This window comes from Vibrio tubiashii ATCC 19109, assembly GCF_000772105.1.
Taxonomy (GTDB): Bacteria; Pseudomonadota; Gammaproteobacteria; order Enterobacterales; family Vibrionaceae; genus Vibrio; species Vibrio tubiashii.
Genome location: NZ_CP009354.1, coordinates 834500 through 850796, shown reverse-complemented (window position 1 = coordinate 850796; position 16297 = coordinate 834500). Strand labels below are relative to the sequence as shown.

At 45.7% G+C, this 16297-nt stretch carries 14 protein-coding genes and 1 tRNA gene; 10 read left to right on the top strand and 5 right to left on the bottom strand.

Features of this window, described 5'->3' with window-relative positions; genetic code table 11:
* Positions 1-61 precede the first annotated feature (61 nt).
* Positions 62-2713 carry a beta-N-acetylhexosaminidase gene (locus IX91_RS03930; RefSeq protein WP_004742980.1) on the bottom strand — a complete coding sequence of 884 codons (2652 nt, stop codon included), beginning with the start codon at positions 2711-2713 and terminating at the stop codon, positions 62-64.
* A gap of 405 nt (positions 2714-3118) precedes the next feature.
* On the opposite strand from IX91_RS03930, the gene IX91_RS03925 reads away from it, so the two are divergent.
* Together IX91_RS03925 and IX91_RS03920 are read left to right on the top strand one after the other, a co-directional pair.
* A complete protein-coding gene (locus tag IX91_RS03925; protein ID WP_004742981.1) occupies positions 3119-3982 on the top strand; it encodes a TraB/GumN family protein in 864 nt (287 codons plus the stop codon).
* Positions 3983-4096: 114 nt separating this feature from the next.
* Positions 4097-4525, top strand: a complete 429-nt coding sequence (locus IX91_RS03920) for a hypothetical protein (protein WP_004742982.1) — start codon at positions 4097-4099, stop codon at positions 4523-4525.
* Positions 4526-4947: 422 nt separating this feature from the next.
* Here the strand turns inward: IX91_RS03920 and IX91_RS03915 are convergent.
* Positions 4948-5024: transfer RNA gene (locus IX91_RS03915), tRNA-Pro, on the bottom strand.
* Positions 5025-5382: 358 nt separating this feature from the next.
* On the opposite strand from IX91_RS03915, the gene IX91_RS25620 reads away from it, so the two are divergent.
* The 3 genes from IX91_RS25620 to rluF all read left to right on the top strand — a co-directional run bounded on the left by IX91_RS25620 (position 5383) and on the right by rluF (position 7392).
* Positions 5383-5523 (top strand): DUF3149 domain-containing protein, encoded by a 141-nt coding sequence (locus IX91_RS25620; protein ID WP_004742983.1) that lies wholly within the window; start codon positions 5383-5385, stop codon positions 5521-5523.
* Positions 5524-5681: 158 nt separating this feature from the next.
* Entirely contained in the window at positions 5682-6263 is a 582-nt protein-coding gene (gene smrA, locus IX91_RS03905; RefSeq protein WP_004742984.1) for a DNA endonuclease SmrA, read from the top strand.
* Positions 6264-6357: 94 nt separating this feature from the next.
* Positions 6358-7392 carry a 23S rRNA pseudouridine(2604) synthase RluF gene (rluF, locus tag IX91_RS03900; protein WP_004742985.1) on the top strand — a complete coding sequence of 345 codons (1035 nt, stop codon included), beginning with the start codon at positions 6358-6360 and terminating at the stop codon, positions 7390-7392.
* A gap of 350 nt (positions 7393-7742) precedes the next feature.
* Here the strand turns inward: rluF and upp are convergent, their stop codons facing one another.
* Entirely contained in the window at positions 7743-8369 is a 627-nt protein-coding gene (upp, locus tag IX91_RS03890) for a uracil phosphoribosyltransferase (protein WP_004742987.1), read from the bottom strand.
* Positions 8370-8547: 178 nt separating this feature from the next.
* Here upp and purM point away from each other — a divergent pair, with 178 nt between their 5' ends.
* The 5 genes from purM (at position 8548) to IX91_RS03865 (ending at position 11521) form a co-directional block, all read left to right on the top strand.
* Positions 8548-9588, top strand: a complete 1041-nt coding sequence (gene purM, locus IX91_RS03885; protein ID WP_004742988.1) for a phosphoribosylformylglycinamidine cyclo-ligase — start codon at positions 8548-8550, stop codon at positions 9586-9588.
* 2 nt (positions 9589-9590) lie between these two features.
* Entirely contained in the window at positions 9591-10232 is a 642-nt protein-coding gene (gene purN, locus IX91_RS03880; RefSeq protein WP_004742989.1) for a phosphoribosylglycinamide formyltransferase, read from the top strand.
* Positions 10233-10351: 119 nt separating this feature from the next.
* Positions 10352-11005, top strand: coding sequence for a tellurite resistance TerB family protein (locus IX91_RS03875; RefSeq protein WP_004742990.1), 654 nt, complete (start codon positions 10352-10354; stop codon positions 11003-11005).
* A gap of 118 nt (positions 11006-11123) precedes the next feature.
* Positions 11124-11330, top strand: a complete 207-nt coding sequence (locus IX91_RS03870) for a YaeP family protein (RefSeq protein ID WP_004742991.1) — start codon at positions 11124-11126, stop codon at positions 11328-11330.
* Positions 11330-11521 carry a DUF4250 domain-containing protein gene (locus IX91_RS03865; RefSeq protein ID WP_004742992.1) on the top strand — a complete coding sequence of 64 codons (192 nt, stop codon included), beginning with the start codon at positions 11330-11332 and terminating at the stop codon, positions 11519-11521. The genes IX91_RS03870 and IX91_RS03865 overlap by 1 nt, the downstream gene beginning before the upstream one ends.
* Before the next feature lie 63 nt (positions 11522-11584).
* Here IX91_RS03865 and IX91_RS03860 read toward each other — a convergent pair whose 3' ends face one another.
* Positions 11585-11935, bottom strand: a complete 351-nt coding sequence (locus IX91_RS03860) for a DUF3622 domain-containing protein (RefSeq protein ID WP_004749861.1) — start codon at positions 11933-11935, stop codon at positions 11585-11587.
* A 439-nt stretch (positions 11936-12374) separates the two neighbouring features.
* The gene (purL, locus tag IX91_RS03855) at positions 12375-16271 is read right to left on the bottom strand and encodes a phosphoribosylformylglycinamidine synthase (RefSeq protein ID WP_004743066.1); all 3897 of its coding nucleotides are present in this window, start codon (positions 16269-16271) and stop codon (positions 12375-12377) included.
* Positions 16272-16297 lie beyond the last annotated feature (26 nt).

Below are 16297 nucleotides of genomic sequence, written 5' to 3'. Positions count from 1 at the left end.
ATAAAAAATGCCCGACCAAATCAATGGTCGGGCATTTTTGTTTTTATGGGAAATTAATCCGCTATTTCACGCTAGTCACACGACTGACCTTGTCACCCATCGCTGACACCGAGCGGATGAAGACTTCACCAGTTACATTTGGACGAGCATTGTCTGCGTAAGTTAGCCAGTTTTTGCCGTCTAGAGAGTATTGAAGCTTCACACCAGGGAACTGAACGTTCATTGAAAGCGTTCCATCTTCTACTTTCGCACCTGGTACAGGTAGGCGGTAGTCGATACCTGATTTCTCTAGCTTCGCCAGTTCACGTTGACCAAGTAGGTTGGCAAAGCGGTTGTAATCTTGGTTTAGCGCCGCTTTGTCGACTAAGTTAGAGTTTTGCGAGTACTCAACACCCACTTTGTAGTCGTTTTCCCAATCTGCACGGTGCCATGCACGCTCCGCCGCTGCAAGTACGCGAGGGAATACCATGTACTCGTATTGCTCGTCGTTACGTACTGTCTCAGACCAAAGCTGTGCCGATAGACCGTAGAAAGGTTTCGCTTCGATTTCACCTTTACCAGTAAAGCCGTTACCATCGCGGTCTACAGAGGTTTCTGCGTTCTGAGGCATGTTCTCTGGTGCAAAGCCAAACATCTTACGAGTATCAGTTGCACGTGTTGCCCAGTAGTAACCACGCTCTTTCGGGTCCACTTCGTATGGCATGTCCATGTAAACGTAGTCAGGGTTAGAAACGATCACGTCGTAACCTTTCTTAGACCACTCATACACTGATGATGTACCACCCCAGTAAAGAACGTCCCAGAAGTTAACACGTGTGTTTTCTGTTGCGAACGCTTTCTCACCTTCGCTGTACTTAAGACCATCTTGCCATGCTTGGAAGTTTGCAATGCCCTTCTCTGCCACAATCTTCGATACTTCTTCCGCAAAATGGCTTGGCAGATGAGCAAAGTCGCTTACCATACCGTCTGTAATTAGCGTCTGACATTGTGGAGACTGTGCGAATGGCTTGTCTTGTTTAGATAGGTCAATCGTACCCTTCCAGCTTACTTTGTCTTCAGCGTTCACATCTTGGAAACCAGCACCTAGCTTGATGTTCTTCGCTTCATCACCACCGAAGTGCCATGTTGTTAGTGGCGCACCAGCCTTGGCGTGCATTGCTGCCACTTCTGAAATCACCTTATCCACAAAGCGAGTTGAAGATTCCATACATGGGTTGATGAAGCTTTGCTTGTTGTAGAACTGAACCGTCGTTACGTTCGATGTATCTTGAGGATCCATCAGGCGGTACTCGTTCGCTTCCGCTTCTTTACCTTCTTCCATTAGGCGGTCGTAACGTGCTTCCATTGATACCACTGCTGCACGAGCGTGCGCTGGCATATCGATTTCAGGAATCACTTCGATGTTACGTGCTTTCGCGTACTTCAAGATATCCACGTAGTCTGCTTTGCTGAAGAAGCCAGAACCAAAGTTGTCTGATGTTGGACCAGAGCCAAGCTGAGGCAGTAAACAGCTTTTCTCTTCCAAATCGAAACAACGGTTAGCACCCACTTCAGTCAGCTCAGGCAGACCCGGGATTTCTAAACGCCAACCTTCATCATCCGTTAGGTGAAGGTGTAGTTTGTTCATCTTGTACGCTGCCATTTGGTCAAGCGTTGCGAGGATTGCGTCTTTAGAGTGGAAGTTACGAGCCACGTCCACCATCACACCACGGTAATCAAAACGCGGCGCATCTTTAATAGACAGTTGTGGTAGAGAATCAGCATTTTGGCTATCTACCAGGCCAAAGATAGATTGTACCGCGTAGAAAGCACCTGCTTGGTCAAACGCTTTAATCGCAATACCGTCGCCTTTGATGCTCATTTCGTAAGCACCAGATTTCGCTAATTCACCAGTGAAGTCTGCAGGAACAACAGTGATGCTTACAGGAAGATCACCACCAACGTCCACACCTACCACTTCTGCACGATCTTGAATTGCTGCGTATTGAGTCGCATCGAATGCGTCTTTAGGCAGCGCAATACCCGCCGCGATATCTACCGTACCTTTACCTGCTTCAACAGACATTGGCGTTGGTAGTAACGTGGTTGATACGTCTTGTTTTGCTAGGTCTTCGTTCTTCTCGAAACGAGACACAGCGTTTGCAAATACGTTGTTGTCATCTGGCGTACGTTTTAGGTTGTTAACCTCAAGGCCTGTCACGAAAGATGCAACGTCTTCTGTGTTAAGAGAAGCGATCATCTTAGGCTCTGCATTTGGTGCAGCAACGAAAGCGCCTGGCATGAAGTCAGTTTCAAATAGCTGCCAGTATTCAGCAACAAGAGGAAGCACAACCTCTTCACCCGCAGCAAAACCATCAAACTTATCGGTTGGTTCTAGTTTGTGTAGGTCACCCGTTACGCGAGAGATTTTGAACTGCTCGTTTTCAACATCCAAAATCAGACGAATGCTGTGGAAGTAAATAGCCCAATCTTTAGAGTCAACCGCTTCACCTTGGTTAACTAGCGTCATGTTTACTTTGTTACAAGACGCCCACTCAGCCCCCATGTCTTGACATGCAAGACCTTCATTTGCGCCGTGGTTAGTTAGCACTTCATATTGAATATCTAGATTGTTCGCCAGTGAGTTAACAACACTTTGCTCATTAGATTGAAACGAAGAACAACCTGATAATGTAGTGATAACCGACGCCGCGATCAGACTCTGTTTAAACATCTTACTTACCCCAAAACGTAAATTAAGCCGAAAAAAGTTGGCTCTAAAACTAAGATGCAAACAACATATCGCGAGTTATTTTTCATCGTAAAATTAATCATCACCGAAAGTGATCAGATTCAAACTTTACATTTTCAAGTTAAATTTAAGCGATAAAAAACATAAACTTATCCAACTCGTCAATTTCGACGTAGTTAATTTAACGAGATTACTGAGAACCAAATCACAGCTTTCGGGTGCAAAACACAATTTAAAGTGAAGAAAGATCACAACACGGCATTTGTTATCGTAATATCTAAAGATGACTTGGATACGAAAACGTGATGTTGTACTCACTTTTTCCTCGTCAAACTCCGTTGAAATAACGGATTTCAACAATTTTTCCGCATCGGTAAGGATCCATTAATGCGTAAATTACTTCTCTTACTATTGGTGTTGTCAGCAAGCATCCAAGCCGAGCCTCTCATCTGGAACATTGAAAAAGGTGGGCTGCAATACACAGTCATAGGCTCTGTTCATGTTGGCGATAAGAGTATGTATCCCTTACCTGAAATAGTCTTCAACCGACTTAAGACAAGCCAAGGCTTGATCGTTGAAACCGACGTTCGCCAAAACGGGGGGATTAAGTACCCGCCAACAACGCTACTATCTAAAGATGTGCTTTCAACAGCTCAACAAAACGAACTCATCGGTATTTCTAATTTGTTAGAGATGAACGCAAATGAACTGTTACACACTCCGCCATGGGCTGCTGCTCTCGCCATTCAGATGAGGCAAATTGAATACCTTGGTTACTCTGCCGCAGATGGGGTAGATGTTAGGCTCGCATACAAAGCTAACTTATGGGAAAAGCCTGTGATAAGCCTTGAGTCCCTGCAATTTCAAATTGATTTACTGACTGGGCAGAAAGAATCTGGCAAAGAGCTATTGATCAGCGCTATCGAGGAGTTCGATCATTCTGAAGATGCGACACATTGCCTAATCGAAAGCTGGAAAGCGGGTGATATGAGTAAACTAGAAGAATTTGCCTCACTAACACAAATGTCTCCGGATTTTGAAAAATCATTTCTTATCGACCGCAACCTTGATTGGGCAGAAAAACTTTCCAACCCCAAATGGTTACCTAAATCTAAAGGGTCATATGTCATTGTCGTTGGAACCCTACATTTATTAGGTGAACAAAGCGTGTTGAAGCTACTGAAAGATGAAGGTTTTAAAGTAACACAGCTATCAAAGAGCAAAACGTCAAACTGCGAGTTTAAATACTAAAGCTGCTTATTAACTGTGACCGATCGATACATTAATTTTGCAGCGTTTTAACATACTTAGGACGTGGCAAGATGGTACGCTTGAATCAAACTTACCAAATAAACTGAATCATCAATGTCGAAAGAATCAAAAGCTTTAGGCTACTTTCTTGCTTCCTTAAGCTTATTTTCCGCGCATGCCTTTGCCAAAGCCACATGTACCATAGAATATTACCAACCTATTGATATAGCTTCAGAGACAAAAGGTGGTGTTCTGGATAGAGAAAGTGGTCAAATTCTTATTAAAGAAAAGCCGCCCATGCGCTGTGCTAATGTGACTTTTACTACATCTCATACTCGTGATCGCGTTGCTAATCAAATGCAAGGCAGCTTTGAAGCCATCTATTTTGACAATCAGAAAGGCCAGTCACACTCCATCTCTTTTAACCAAGATGAGGTGCAAGCTGGCTATATTCGCATCGGGCCAAATAATCCCGTTGAGGCATACATCTGCTTTACGACGTCAGAAACACCAATCAAAGAGATCAGTTGTGATGTGAATTAGCGAGAAACGAGAAATCTTGGAGGGTTGGCATTCTGTGTCAGCCCTTTTTATTTCAATAAATTAAGCTGTCATCCTCAAGAGCGAAGAATGAGTGAGTTGGGGATCTCTTAAAGCAAGTCGATGACTCATGGAGATTCCCTACTCCTTCCTTCGTCACTCTAGGGAATGACGGATAACTGGATAACTGGATAACTGGATAACTGGATAACTGGATAACTGGATAACTGGATAACTGGATAACTAAATCTGCTCCACTTTCTATTCCGGAGTCAATTCTAGTTGTCCAGCAGGGCGCAGCCCGATCCCATTTTCCAAAAGCGCAGCGTTCCTTAGGACGCAGTCCGTTCCCGCTTTCCATAGGGCGTAGCCCGTTCCTAAATACGAAAAAGGCTCTGCATTTCTGCAGAGCCTTTTTCTATATATGGTCGGTGAAGAGGGATTCGAACCCCCGACCCTCTGGTCCCAAACCAGATGCGCTACCAAGCTGCGCTATTCACCGAAATGTTGACTTGGAAACTCGCGTTACGAGAGGGTCGCCCTCTGGTCCGCTATTCCAAAACCCCGAGATGCGTTACCTAGCACGCTCTTCACGAGATGTTTATTCGAGCTCATTGCCCGTCAACGAAGGCGTATAATACGGATTCTGATTTCTAACGCAAGCCATTTTAAGTAACTTTTTCAATTTTATTGTCCGTTTGTATAAAACATCATCTAACACGTATAAAGTGTGAGCAAAAACACATCAACAAGAACAAATCCGCAACCTAATAACAACAATTGATCCAGATCAGTGTTGCATATTTAACCGTGTTTTACCTTAACCCTTGTCATCTCACTTTGTACTCTTTGGAGGAACTATGGACTTTTGGCTTGATCTCCTATTTGGTAATGCGGTAGGTCTATCTTCAATGATTGTCATCTTTGGCGCCTTCGGTCTAATGCTGTTCTACGGCGGTTACTTCATCTACAAAGTGATGAACGACAAATCTCCTCACTAGAATCGCTTAGCCCTATTCATAGAATAGACATTCGCTATGCACCGAAGTAGATACCTTGTCTGCTTCGGTTTTTTATTTCTCATCTAGCAAACTCTTGATCCCCCCCTTACCTTCACAGGTATAATGTTGATATTGATTTACTACTCTGAGATGTAGCTATGTCTCATGATGATGACCTAAGCCTATTTCAACAAATGATGGGCGATGTAAAACCTCTTCAGCAAGATACGACCGAACATAAAAAGCAACATCAGGTAACCGATGCACAACTTGCTAAGCGTGAGGCCGCCATCTGGTTAACAGAAGAAGACCCTGAATATCTGTCCATCGATCATGCTGAGATGATAAAGCCAGACGATATTATCGAGTTCAAACGTGATGGCGTCCAAGACGGTGTGTACAAAAAGTTACGTCTTGCTAAATACCCAATACAAGCAAGACTCGATTTACACAAACGTACCCTCGAACAAGCACGCGATGAAGTGGTTAAGTTCTTAAAGCAATGTATGCGGATGGATATTCGTACCGTGGTCATTGTTCATGGCAAAGGTGAGCGTTCTAACCCACCAGCACTGATGAAGAGTTTTGTCTCTCAATGGCTGATGCAAATTAAAGAAGTGCAATGTGTTCACAGTGCCCAGCGCTTCCATGGTGGCACCGGTGCCGTGTACGTCTTACTGCGAAAAAGCGCCGAGAAAAAAATCGAAACTCGTGAACGCCACCAAAAACGACTGGGTTAACGCGTAGCACAGTGCTAGAATGCGCGCCCTCTATGTGCTGATTTATTGGTCAGCACACCTTTAAACCGCCGTTGTGAAACGTTAGGAGAACAACATGTCACAAGATAACGCTAAACGCCTCAATAAGTTTATCAGCGAAACAGGTTTTTGCTCACGCCGTGAAGCTGACCGCCTCATCGAGCAAGGCCGCGTCACCATTAATGGTAAAGTACCTGAAATGGGCACCAAGGTTCAGCTAGGTGATGACGTCCGAGTTGATGATAAGCCAATCGCAGCTGCCACTGATAAACCTGTTTACATCGCACTCAATAAGCCGACGGGTATTACCTGTACCACAGAACGTGATATTCCGGGTAATATCGTTGACTTCATCGGCCACAAGAAACGTATTTTCCCGATTGGTCGCTTAGACAAACCTTCAGACGGGTTGATCTTCTTAACCAACGACGGCGATATCGTAAACAAGATTCTTCGCGCCGGTAATAACCACGAAAAAGAGTATGTGGTTCGCGTAGATAAGCCGATCACTGAAGAGTTTATTAAGCAGATGTCTTCAGGGGTGAATATCCTCGATACCATCACTCTTCCTTGTACTGTGACTAAAGAGACTAAATTCTCGTTCCGCATTGTGCTTACTCAAGGTCTCAACCGCCAAATCCGTCGTATGTGTGAAGCATTAGGCTATGAAGTATTCAAGCTTCGCCGTGTACGCATTATGAACATCTCGCTTGATGGGATTCCTAATGGACAATGGCGTTACCTAACAGATGCGGAAGTAGCCGAGATTCTGGTAATGTGTGAAGACTCTAGCGGCACTGAAGAGGCATCCAAAGTAGATAGCAAGGGTAAACGCATTCGCAAAGCGACTGATGCTAAGCTGTTTGATAGCCGCGAAGAAAACCAAGACTCTAAAGCGCGTCGTAATCAAAAGAATCGTACTTTTAAAGGCCGTAACGCCGATGAGTTCCGCCATGCACCAAACTCGAAGAAAGGCCGCGATAGTGGTAACAACTCAAGCGACTCAAAAGCCAAGCCAAATAAAGGTAAGACTTTCTATAAGCCTTCCAGTGATAAATCACAGCGCCCTGCAAAACCACGCTCTGGCGGCACTTTGAGTTTGAAGAAGTAAGCTGGAGAGCTGGAGAGCTGGAGAGCTGGAGAGCTGGAGAGCTGGAGAAATTTTTCGAGGGTTGGCACTTAATGCCAACCCTTTTTTATTTCAAAGGTTAGCTTGTCATCCTCAAGAGTGAGGTACGAACGAGTTGGGGATCTCTTCAAGCTAGTCGCTGACTTATTGAGATTCCCTACTCCTTCCTGCGTCAGTCTAGGGAATGACGAAATATCACCTTGCTCTTCCCCTAGCAGGGCGAAGCCCGCTCCCGTTTTCCAGCAGCGCAGCGATCTAAAGGACGAAGTCCGTTCCATAAAACAAAAGAGGAGCCAATCGGCTCCTCTTGTCATTCACTTAGCATCTTCAGCTTATACTGTACCGAAGATCTTATCGCCTGCGTCGCCAAGACCAGGAACGATGTAGCCTTTGTCGTTTAGCTTCTCATCGATAGCAGCTGTAAATAGCTCAACATCAGGGTGCGCTTTTTCAAGTGCTTCAATACCTTCAGGTGCAGCAACAAGCACAAGAACTTTAATCGATTTACAACCTTTCTCTTTAAGCAGATCGATTGTTGCGATCATTGAACCGCCAGTCGCTAGCATTGGGTCAACAACAAGCGCAATACGCTCATCCATGTTTGATGCTAGCTTGTTGAAGTAAGGAACAGGTTCTAGTGTTTCTTCATCACGGTAGATACCAACAACACTGATACGTGCACTCGGCATATGCTCAAGAACGCCATCCATCATACCAAGACCTGCACGCAGGATTGGCACAACTGTTACCTTCTTACCTTTAATTTGGTCAACTTCAACTGGACCATTCCAACCTTCAATGGTTACTTTTTCTGTTTCAAAGTCTGCAGTCGCTTCGTAAGTAAGCAAGCTACCAACTTCTGTAGCTAGCTCGCGAAAGCGCTTAGTGCTGATGTCACCTTCTCTCATTAGACCAAGTTTGTGCTTAACAAGAGGGTGTTTTACTTCAACAACTTTCATTTCCATCTCCGGCTTATGTGATGATTTTTAAACAAACCTTCAGATTATAAACGATTTCGTTCTCAATTTCTTGTTCTATGACAAAAGAAAAAACTTGCGCAAACGTTTGCTATCTGTGTTTATCCACTGGTAGAATAGCGCCGTTTTCATATCCAACTTTAAACCAGAGGACTTCCCTGTGAGTGCTGATAACACTTCTCTTAGCTACAAAGACGCTGGCGTTGACATCGATGCAGGCAATGCGCTTGTTGACCGTATTAAAGGTGCAGTAAAACGCACACGTCGCCCAGAGGTAATGGGTGGTATTGGTGGTTTTGGCGCACTATGCGAACTGCCAACTAAATACAAGCAGCCAGTTCTTGTTTCAGGTACAGACGGCGTTGGTACTAAACTGCGCTTAGCTCTGGATATGAAAAAGCACGACACTATTGGTGTTGATCTTGTTGCTATGTGTGTAAACGATCTAATCGTACAAGGTGCTGAGCCATTGTTCTTCTTAGATTACTACGCAACAGGCAAACTCGATGTCGATACGGCTGCTGACGTAGTATCTGGTATCGCAGACGGCTGTGTACAAGCAGGTTGTGCGCTAATCGGTGGTGAAACGGCTGAAATGCCAGGAATGTACGAAGGCGAAGACTACGATGTTGCGGGCTTCTGTGTTGGTGTCGTTGAAAAAGAAGACGTTATCGACGGCACTAAAGTTGCCGCTGGTGATGCACTTATCGCTGTAGGTTCAAGCGGTCCACACTCAAACGGTTACTCGTTGATCCGTAAGATTCTTGAAGTATCTGGCGCAGACAAAAACGAAGAGCTAGCAGGCCGCACTATTGGTGAGCACCTACTAGAACCAACAAAAATTTACATCAAATCAGCACTTAAGATGATTGAGAAGCACGATATCCATGCAATCTCTCACATCACCGGTGGTGGTTTCTGGGAAAACATCCCACGCGTTCTTCCACAAGGCACTAAAGCCGTTGTTGATGGAAACAGCTGGGAATGGCCTGTTATCTTCAAATGGCTACAAGAAAAAGGCAACGTAACCACTCACGAAATGTACCGCACATTTAACTGTGGTGTTGGCCTTGTTATTGCTCTACCAAAAGATCAAGCAGATGCTGCTGTTAAGCTTCTTCAGGACGAAGGTGAGAATGCATGGGTAATTGGCGAAATCGCAAACGCTGAAGCAGGCGAAGAACAAGTAGAGATCAAATAAGCATGAAGAGTATTGTTGTTTTAGTTTCAGGAAATGGCTCCAACTTACAGGCGATTATTGACGCATGTAACACCCAAATTACAGGTGGCCGAGTCACTGCCGTATTCTCTAACAAAGCAGGCGTCTATGCTTTAGAACGAGCAGAAAAAGCAGGTTCAGCAGCACATTTCCTTGACCCTAAAGCATTCGATACTCGTGATGCCTTTGACCATGAGTTGATGAAGCAGATCGATGAGTATCAACCTGATGTCATCGTGCTTGCGGGTTACATGCGTATCTTAAGTGGCGAATTCGTTCGTCACTATATGGGACGCATGATTAACATCCACCCCTCTCTATTACCTAAATACCCTGGATTGAACACTTACCAACGTGCTATCCATGCTGGTGATGAAGAACACGGTACTAGCGTTCACTTTGTGACAGAGCAACTTGATGGTGGCCCTGTGATTCTGCAAGCGAAAGTGCCTATTTTTGACGAAGATACCGTCGAGACACTGACTGAACGTGTTCAAACTCAAGAACACCGTATTTACCCTATGGTGGTAAAATGGTTAGTGGAAGAGCGCTTGGTAATGAAAGATGAAAAAGAGGCCTACCTCGATGGTAAGCTGCTTGGAATCCACGGTCACGCAGAAGACTAATACACTGCTAAACCCAATCAAATCCAAAGACGAGCTCATGCTCGTCTTTTTCTTTGCGACTGTTAATCCTCCATTCATCTTCGCTACCTTATTCTGACAAAAAATGACGGAGGTAACGTATGGATCTTAAAAGCTTACTCAATCAAGCCCTTAGCTCAGACCTTGTCCAAAAAGGGCAACAGCAGCTTAAGCAACAATCCAATTCAAACACTCTGAAATCTTTGGGCGCTGGGGCCGTAGGTGGTGGCTTAGTGAGCCTATTAATGGGTTCGAAGAAGAATAAAAAGATGGGCAAAAAAGTCGGCAAAAACGTGCTAAAGATTGGTGGCGTTGCTGCGCTTGGCGCTTTGGCTTACAAAGTCTACAACGACTATCAAGACAAGCAGTCTACTTCATCTCCACAAGAAACCTTTAATTCAAATGACAATATCCATGACGAGTTGATCATCAAAGCAATGATTGCCGCCGCGAAAGCTGATGGCCACGTCGATAATGAAGAGATGGAGCGTATTGAATCCACTCTTACTCAAGCAGGGGCCAATACCCAACTTCAGCAATTGATTCACAGTGAGCTCAACAAGCCACTCGACCCAGGTGAAATAGCAAGGCTTGCTCAATCACCACAGCAGGCCTCAGAGGTGTATCTAGCCTCTTTGATTGTGGTTGATGAACAAAACTTTATGGAAAAGGCTTATCTTCAAGAGCTAGCAAAGCAACTCCAGCTCGCCCCAGAGGTCACCTTCCAGCTAGAGCAACAACTGCAAACCAATTAATTTGGTTAGGTTTTGAACACGTCGTCGTACGCTTTGCGTTAGGACAAGCTTACGCTTTGAGTTTCACAATTTGAGTGTGTATATTTGAGAGCAGTTATCATTTATCGGAGTATAAGCCATGCAAGTATACGGCTGTTGTGAATTAGTTCGCGAACTGTACGCACAGATTGGAAGCGGTGATCAAGCCTATGTCCCACAAGCTATTTCATGCGCAGTAAGAGCGTTAAACGACATCGCTGCGGATGAGTCTTTGCCTAAAGAGGCTCGTGAAAAAGCAGCATTTTCGGCAGCAAACTTGCTGATCTCAGATTTTGAGGATAAGTAATGAACTTAGCCAACTTTGAATCAATGGATCCTGTCATGTTGATGAGTATCGTCAACATGAAGCTACGTGATGACTTCGGCGGTGATTTAGACAAGCTTGTTGCTTTCTTTGACATTGATAAATCAGCGCTAGAAACCAAGTTGGCCTCTGCTGGATTTGATTTCTTACCTGAAGCTGGTCAGTTCCGGTAATCTGTCGTTGATTAGATACAAAAAAACCGCCTCGCTGGCGGTTTTTTACTGAATGACGACTTATCACTCTTCTTCGAAGAAATCGTCTTCATCGTCAAGTTCAGCTTGCGCTGCAGCTGCGCGTTTCGCTTCTTCGTAACGTGCTTTCTTCTCAGCGGCTTCTTGAGCTAGTCGCTCTTCACGTTCGATACGAACTTTACGTGCTTCACCTTTACGCTCGTTACGTACAGCTTGGTTTTGAATAAAACCTGCTAGTTCTTTTTCAGCCCACTCTTGTGCTGCTGATTCAGTTTCAAAGCCAGTTTCACGTTTTGATACTGACGTTTTACGTGAAGTCACTTGGCGAGTGATCTCTGCACACCAACCGTTACGCTTTTCAGTAACACGAATGGCAAATTTTTTGTTGTTCGACATTTTCATTTCCTAAGGGATTCTAATGGAATATTGAGGGATTTAGCCATCCCTTGGCAAGCGCGGTATTAGAGCGCAAAAAGTGGCTGTTGGCTATTAGTTTTTCAAAAATAGAGCCGGATAACTGGATAACTGGATAACTGGATAACTGGATAACTGGATAACTGGATAACTGGATAACTGGATAACTGGATAACTGGATAACTGGATAACTGGATAACTGGATAACTGGATAACTGGATAACTGGATAACTAAAGTTGCTCTGTTGTGGTTGAGGAGTCAACTCTCTTTTCCACAAGGGCGCAGCCCGATCCCGTTTTCCAGCAGCGAAGCGATCCATAGGACGAAGTCCGTTCCCGCTTCCCGATTCTAAAAAAGAAAGCGCTGGCCTTTCAACCAGCGCTTCACTATTTACAGTGTAGAGAACAAATCTCGGCTTAATTAGCCTACGTTCTTACGTGCGTTTTGGAACATACGCATCCAAGCACCGTTCTCACCCCAACCTTCAGGAGACCAAGAGTTCGCGACTGTACGGAATACACGCTCAGGGTGTGGCATCATGATCGTCACACGGCCATCTTGAGTCGTTAGACCTGTGATTGCGTTTGGCGAACCGTTCGGGTTGTTCGGGTATTGCTGCGTTGGGTTACCGTGATTATCCACGTAACGAACCGCAACCGTACCTGAAGCTTCAATCGCTGCTAGGTGGTCAGCATCACGCACTTCTACGCGGCCTTCGCCGTGAGACACTGCGATTGGCATACGAGAACCTGCCATGCCGTCGAAGAATACAGAGTCAGACTTCTGAACTTCCACTAGGCTGAAGCGAGCTTCAAAACGCTCAGATTCGTTACGCACGAATCGTGGCCATAGGTCTGCACCTGGGATTAGCTCTTTCAGGTTTGATAGCATCTGACAGCCGTTACACACACCTAGAGAGAAAGTATCTTCACGCTGGAAGAAGCCTTGGAACTGATTACGAGCTTGCTCGTTGAACAAAATAGATTTCGCCCAACCTTCACCCGCACCTAGTACGTCACCGTAAGAGAAACCACCACAAGCCACTAAGCCCTGGTACTCTTCTAGAACGGCTTGACCTGTTAGGATGTCGCTCATGTGAATATCAGTTGCTTCAAAGCCAGCACGGTCAAATGCCGCCGCCATCTCAACGTGAGAGTTAACGCCCTGCTCACGTAGAATTGCCATCTTAGGCTTAGCACCTTTAGCAATGTAAGGTGCTGCAATGTCTTCGTTCACATCGAAGCTTAGCTTAACGTTCAAACCTGGGTCAGAGTTGTCTTTCTTCGCTTCGTGCTCTTGGTCAGCACATGCCGGGTTATCACGTAGACCTTGCATCTTGTGCGTTGTCTCTGCCCAGATAGTACGTAGTTCAGTACGGTTACGCTCAAGAACTACTGTCTCACCAGAAGTAATCACTAGCTCATCAGACGCTTCTACAGAACCGATTACGTGTGAACACGCTTCTAGGCCATTTGCTGCTAGCGTAGACAGTACAGAGTCTAGGTAATCGTTCTTAACCTGAAGTACTGCGCCTAGCTCTTCGTTGAATAGCGTAGCTAGAGCATCATCACCTAGGTCAGCGATGTCAGCTTTAACGCCACAGTGACCTGCGAATGCCATCTCAGCTAAAGTAACGAATAGACCGCCATCACCCTTATCGTGGTAAGCCACTACTTGATCGTTCGCAACTAGAGTTTGAACGCCTTCGTAGAAACCTTTTAGCTGCGCAGCGTTATCTACGTCTGCTGGCTTATCACCAAGCTGCTTGTAAACCTGTGCTAATGCAGTTGCGCCTAGACGGTTTTGACCGTTACCTAGGTCGATAAGAACAAGGCTAGTGTCGCCTTTGTCGGTACGAAGCTGAGGAGTGATTGTCTTACGCACATCTTCAACACGAGCAAACGCAGTGATGATTAGAGATAACGGAGACGTGACTTCTTTCTGCTCGCCATTCTCTTCCCATTTGGTCTTCATCGACATTGAGTCTTTACCTACAGGGATAGTTAGACCAAGAGCTGGACATAGCTCTTCACCTACCGCTTTCACCGCTTCGTAAAGACCTGCATCTTCACCAGGATGACCTGCTGGAGACATCCAGTTGGCAGACAGTTTAATATGTTTGATATCACCGATGTTTGTCGCTGCGATGTTCGTGATCGCTTCACCAACCGCTAGACGAGCTGAAGCACCGAAGTCTAGTAGAGCCACTGGCGTACGCTCACCCATCGACATCGCCTCACCATGGTATGTGTCGTAACTTGCTGCTGTTACTGCGCAGTTTGCTACTGGCACCTGCCATGGACCAACCATTTGATCACGCGCTACTAGGCCTGTTACCGTGCGGTCACCGATCGTGATAAGGAATGTTTTCTCTGCAACCGTAGGTAGACGTAGAACGCGTTCTGCTGCTTCGTTTAGCTCAATGCCGTCACGGTTAACTGCAGGGTTATTCGCTTTTAGCGTCTTCGCATCACGGTGCATCTTAGGCGTCTTACCTAAAAGCACATCCATAGGCATGTCGATTGGCGTGTTGTCGAAGTGTGAATCTTCAAGTTTCAGTTCACGTTCTTCCGTTGCCACACCCACTACCGCGTATGGTGCGCGCTCACGCTTACAGATCGCATCGAATACTTCCATGTTCTCTGGCGCAACCGCCATTACGTAACGTTCTTGAGATTCGTTACACCAGATCTCAAGTGGGCTCATACCCGGTTCGTCGTTTGGAACATCACGCAGTTGGAAGATACCGCCACGCTCGCCATCGTCTACAAGCTCTGGAAGTGCGTTAGAGATACCGCCCGCGCCCACATCGTGGATGAATGCGATTGGGTTCTCGTCGCCAAGCTGCCAACAACGGTCGATCACTTCCTGACAACGGCGCTCCATTTCTGGGTTTTCACGCTGTACTGAAGCAAAATCTAAATCTTCTGCTGATTGACCAGACGCCATTGAAGATGCTGCACCGCCACCAAGGCCGATGTTCATTGCAGGACCACCAAGAACGATTAAGCTTGCACCGACTGGGATCTCTTTCTTCTGTACGTGCTCGTCACGGATATTACCCATACCACCAGCAATCATGATTGGCTTGTGGTAACCACGAACTTCTTCGCCAGCGTGAGAGTTCACTTTTTCTTCGTAAGTACGGAAGTAACCAAGTAGGTTTGGACGACCAAATTCGTTGTTGAACGCCGCGCCACCAAGTGGGCCTTCTAGCATGATATCTAGTGCGTTAACGATGCGACCTGGCTTACCGAAGTCTGTTTCCCATGGCTGTTCAAAACCAGGAATACGTAGGTTAGATGTCGTGAAACCAACTAGACCGGCTTTTGGCTTACCGCCAATACCTGTTGCGCCTTCGTCGCGGATTTCACCACCAGAACCTGTAGATGCGCCCGGCCAAGGAGAGATAGCTGTTGGGTGGTTGTGCGTTTCCACCTTCATTAGGATGTGCGCTTTCTCTTGGTTGTAACCGTACTGGCGAGTTTCTGGGTTCGGGAAGAAACGACCTACATCAGAGCCCACCATAACTGCTGCGTTATCTTTGTACGCAGACAGCACGTTTTCTGGTGTGGTTTCAAATGTGTTCTTGATCATCTTAAACAGAGACTTCTCTTGCTTAACGCCGTCGATAGTCCAGTCTGCGTTGAAGATCTTGTGACGACAGTGCTCCGAGTTCGCCTGTGCAAACATCATCAGTTCGATGTCTGTTGGGTTACGATCTAGCTTGTTGACGAACGCGTCGTAAAGGTATTCGATTTCGTCATCAGCAAGTGCAAGACCTAGGGTAACGTTTGCGTTTTCAAGCGCAGCACGGCCGCCTTTAAGTAGGTCAACATCCGCCACTGGTGCTGGTTCAGCCACTTGGAAAAGTGCTTGTGCAGATTCAAAATCAGTGAAAACCACTTCCATCATGCGGTCGTGAAGAATTGCTTTAAGCTCGACTAATTGAAGCTCTGTCAGTTCAGCAGACGTTTCAATGTAATAAGCCGTACCACGCTCTAGACGAACCACTTTATCTAGACCACAGTTATTAGCAATGTCAGTCGATTTTGAAGACCAAGGTGAGATAGTACCAGGACGAGGAGTAGCAAGCAGAAGAAGACCTTCTGGCTCGTGCTCTTCAATTGTTGGACCGTAAGTCAGTAGTTTTTCTAGTTTCTCAACTTCAGACGCATCTAAGTCTGTCGTTAGATCAGCAAAGTGTGCAAACTCAGCGTAAATACCTGTTACAGGTAGGCCTAGTTCACGACAAAGCTCTAGAAGCTTGTTAACACGAAATTCAGATAGAGCTGGGGAGCCACGAAAAATTCTCATGCGCTTAGGTCTCTTATGCAATTGAT

Excerpts from the sequence above, each read along its gene's own strand:
- IX91_RS03870 (WP_004742991.1), top strand. The coding sequence starts at position 11,124 with ATGCAAGTATACGGCTGTTGTGAATTAGTTCGCGAACTGTACGCACAG.
- IX91_RS03925 (WP_004742981.1), top strand. The coding sequence starts at position 3,119 with ATGCGTAAATTACTTCTCTTACTATTGGTGTTGTCAGCAAGCATCCAA.
- rluF (WP_004742985.1), top strand. The coding sequence starts at position 6,358 with ATGTCACAAGATAACGCTAAACGCCTCAATAAGTTTATCAGCGAAACA.
- IX91_RS03875 (WP_004742990.1), top strand. The coding sequence starts at position 10,352 with ATGGATCTTAAAAGCTTACTCAATCAAGCCCTTAGCTCAGACCTTGTC.
- IX91_RS03920 (WP_004742982.1), top strand. The coding sequence starts at position 4,097 with ATGTCGAAAGAATCAAAAGCTTTAGGCTACTTTCTTGCTTCCTTAAGC.
- IX91_RS25620 (WP_004742983.1), top strand. The coding sequence starts at position 5,383 with ATGGACTTTTGGCTTGATCTCCTATTTGGTAATGCGGTAGGTCTATCT.
- IX91_RS03930 (WP_004742980.1), bottom strand. The coding sequence starts at position 2,713 with ATGTTTAAACAGAGTCTGATCGCGGCGTCGGTTATCACTACATTATCA.
- IX91_RS03865 (WP_004742992.1), top strand. The coding sequence starts at position 11,330 with ATGAACTTAGCCAACTTTGAATCAATGGATCCTGTCATGTTGATGAGT.
- smrA (WP_004742984.1), top strand. The coding sequence starts at position 5,682 with ATGTCTCATGATGATGACCTAAGCCTATTTCAACAAATGATGGGCGAT.
- IX91_RS03860 (WP_004749861.1), bottom strand. The coding sequence starts at position 11,935 with ATGTCGAACAACAAAAAATTTGCCATTCGTGTTACTGAAAAGCGTAAC.
- upp (WP_004742987.1), bottom strand. The coding sequence starts at position 8,369 with ATGAAAGTTGTTGAAGTAAAACACCCTCTTGTTAAGCACAAACTTGGT.
- purN (WP_004742989.1), top strand. The coding sequence starts at position 9,591 with ATGAAGAGTATTGTTGTTTTAGTTTCAGGAAATGGCTCCAACTTACAG.
- purL (WP_004743066.1), bottom strand. The coding sequence starts at position 16,271 with ATGAGAATTTTTCGTGGCTCCCCAGCTCTATCTGAATTTCGTGTTAAC.